Below are 3,422 nucleotides of genomic sequence, written 5' to 3'. Positions count from 1 at the left end.
ATGGCGATCAGCGTGGGCCGCAGCCGGCGCAGGAACAGCAGCATCACCAGCGCCACCATGGCGATGGAGATCAGCAGCGTGGTTTCCACTTCGTGCAAGGCCGACCTGGTGGTCTGGGTAAGGTCGAAGATCGGCGTGATCCGCACGTCCGCGGGCAGCAGGCCGCGCAGGCGCGGCAGTGCCGTGCGGAGCGCCTGTACCGTCTCCACTGCGTTGGCCTCCGGCTTCTTCGTGATCTGCATGCCCACCGTGCGGGCGCCGTTGAACCAAGCGGCGGCGTGCCTGTCCTCCTGGCCATCGTCCACGACGGCCACGTCGGACAGGTGCACCGGCACGCCGTGGCGCACGGCGATCAGCAGCGAGGCGAAGTCCGCGCTGGTGCGCAGCGCATCGTTGGCGGTCACGGTGGTCTGGGTGAGCCCGTCGCTCAGCATGCCCTGCGGCGAGGTGACGTTGGCCGCGCGCAGCGCGTTGGCCACGTCGTTGGCAGTGAGGCCCTTGGCGACCAGTGCGTTCGTGTCCAGGTCCACGCGCACGGCGTGCGGCGTGCTGCCGAACAGCTGTACCTGCGCCACGCCGGGCACCTGCGCCATCGCCGGCTTGAGCAGAGTGTCGGTCAGGTCGTAGAGCCGGTCCGGCGGCATGCTGGTGGAGGTGAGGGTCACCAGCAGGATCGGGAACTGCGAGGTAGAGAACTTGAAGTACTGCGGTGGTGTCGGCAGCGCGGAGGGCAGGTCCGGCGTGGCGGCGTTGATGGCGGCCTGAACGTCGCGGGCCAGTACATCGGTACTGTGGTCGAAGTCGAACAGGAGCTGGATCTGCGCGCCGCCATCGTTGGCTGTGCTGTTCATGGTCTGCAGGCCGGCGAGGCGGCCCAGGTGGCGCTCCAGCGGCGCGACCACGGTGCTGGCCATGGTCTGCGCGTCCGCGCCAGGCAGCGAGGCGACCACGGTCATCCCGGGCAGTTCGATCGACGGGAACGCCGCCACGCCCAACATCGCGTAGGCGATCAGCCCGGCGAGGGCGAGGCCGGCGGCGAGCAGGGAAGTGCCGGCCGGGCGGCGGATCATGGGCGCGAAGATGTTCATGCGAGTGGTCTCCTGCCGGCGCCGATGCTTCCATGGCGGGATGCGACCGATGCACTGCGACGGGCACGGCCGCGATATGCGGCCCGCCTGGGCATGCGGGCGACCGGTGCGTGGTACGCGATCATGTCGGCTTTATGCCGGCCGTGGCGACAGGAGGGATGTGCCGTTAGTCCGGCCCTGCCATAAGGCAGGGGGCTTTGCAGGCCGGCGGCTGGCCGGGGGGCGAAAGTGAGTGCACCTGCCGCGCGTGCGGATGAGGGCGGCGCGCGGGCTTCGGGCATGAGCCGTATCAGGTGGCCGTCGGCGGCAACGGCGGCCCCAAGCCGCGGCTACCGGTAGCGGGCCGGTATGCCGGGCGCCGCCTCGGCGCCGTTCAACCGCCCGCGCCCGCCGTCACGCCGCCGCCCTTGAGCGCGCGCTTGGCCGCGCGCCGCGCCCGCCGCGCCGCCTTGCGCAGCTTGCGGTCGTGGTTCCACAGGTAGATCGCCGGCGTGCTGAGCAGGGTCAGCAGCTGCGACACCAGCAGGCCGCCGACGATGGCGATGCCGAGCGGCTGGCGCATCTCCGAGCCCACGCCGAAGCCGATCGCCAGCGGCAGCGCCGCGCCCATCGCCACCAGCGTGGTCATGGTGATCGGGCGAAAGCGTACCAGCGCCGCCTCGCGGATCGCCTCGGGCGCCGGCCGGCCGTGCTCGCGCTGCGCCACCAGGGCGAAGTCCACCATCAGGATGGCGTTCTTCTTCACGATGCCGATCAGCATCAGGATGGCGATGATCGCCATCAGCGAGATCGGCGTCTGCGTCACCAGCATGGCGAGGAAGGCGCCCATGCCGGCGGCCGGCAGGGTGGAGAGGATGGTGAGCGGGTGGCCCAGGCTCTCGTAGAGGATGCCGAGCACGATGTACATCGCCACGATCGAGGCGAAGAGCAGCACCATGCCGTTGGACTGCGCCTGCTGGAGCTGCTGGTTGCGCCCGGTGAAATCCACCCGCACGCCTGCCGGCAGGCCCGCCGCGAAGGCGGCCTGGTTCACCAGCGCGATGCCGCGATCCTGGGGCACGTCCTTGGCCAGGTTGTAGGTGATGGTGGCCGCCTGCAACTGGTTGTGGTGGCGGATGCGCACCGGGCTGATGTTCGGCTCGATGCGGGCCATCGCCGAGAGCGGGATCATCCGGCCCTGGCCGTTGCGCACGCGCAGGTTGAGCAGCGTCTCCGGCGACAGCGAGCGCGCCGAGGAGGCGGTCAGCACCACCCAGTACTGGTTGATGTCCGAGTAGATCTTCGAGACCTGCTGCTGGCCGAAGGAGTTGGCCAGCACCGAGTCGATGGTGCCCACGCCCACCTGCAGCCGCGCCGCCACGTCGCGGTCGATCTTCAGCAGCTGCTGCTTGCCGGTCTGGTCGAAGTCGCTGCCGACGTCGCGGAATTCCTTGATGGTGCGCAGCTGGCGCACCATCTTCAGCGCCCACGGCTGGAGGTCCGTGCCGTCGCTGCTGACCAGTTGGAACTCGTACTGCCCGCCGCTGCTGCCGCTGCCGCCGCCGCTAAGGAACTGCGAGGCGCTCACCGACACCCTCACGTTGGGCAGTTTGTCGTACTGCTTGGACAGCCGCTCGATCACCTGCTTGATGCCCTCGTGCCGGTCGTCGGGGTCGTTGCCGCGGGGCTTCAAGTCCACGAACATCTGCGCGCTGTTGCCCACCGCCGCGCCGTTGCCGTCGTTGCCGCCGCCGAGCATGGTGAGGATGTTCACCGCCGTCGGCTCGGCCTGCATGATGCGCGTCACCTCGCGGGCGCGCGCGGCCAGCAGGTCGGGCGAGATGTTGGCGTCGGCGCGGATGTCCACCTGCAACTGGCCGGTGTCCTCGTCGGGCATGAAGGTGCCGCCGGCGGTCTTGAACACGGCCATGCCGATCAGCGCAGTGCCGATCAGCAGGATCAGCGGCTGCCAGCGCATCAGCCGGCGGTGGCGCATGGCCCAGTCCAGCGCACGCTCGTAGGCGCGCAGCAGGGCGCGGTCGAAACGCTCCACCACGCGCTCCAGCCACCCCGGCGTGGCGGTGGCGGCGTCCGGCTCGGGCTTGAGCAGGCGCCCGCACAGCGCGGGCGTCACGGTGAGCGAGACCAGCGCCGAGATCACCACCGCCGCGGTCAGCGTCACCGAGAACTCGCGCAGCAGCATGATCAGGATATTGGTGCCGAACAGCAGCGGCGCGAACACCGCCACCAGCGACAGGGTGATCGAGATCACCGTGAAGCCGATCTCGCGCACGCCGGCGAGCGCGGCCTGCAATGGCGGCTGGCCGTGCTCCATGTGGCGCACGATGTTCTCGA

Annotated in this window: 2 protein-coding genes; both read right to left on the bottom strand. The window is 70.0% G+C overall.

Annotated features, from left to right (window positions below):
- Positions 1–1,088, bottom strand: a 1,088-nt coding sequence (locus ACH65_RS07720; RefSeq protein WP_049622010.1) for an efflux RND transporter permease subunit, incomplete at its 3' end; no start/stop codon positions are given.
- 373 nt (positions 1,089–1,461) lie between these two features.
- The coding region (locus ACH65_RS07715) for an efflux RND transporter permease subunit (RefSeq protein WP_049622009.1) at positions 1,462–3,422 on the bottom strand (1,961 nt) is incomplete at its 5' end.

The organism is Frateuria defendens, assembly GCF_001182895.1.
Taxonomy (GTDB): domain Bacteria; phylum Pseudomonadota; class Gammaproteobacteria; order Xanthomonadales; family Rhodanobacteraceae; genus Frateuria_B; species Frateuria_B defendens.
The sequence above is the reverse complement of the archived record's forward strand: the minus strand, read 5'-3'. Positions and strand labels throughout refer to the sequence as shown.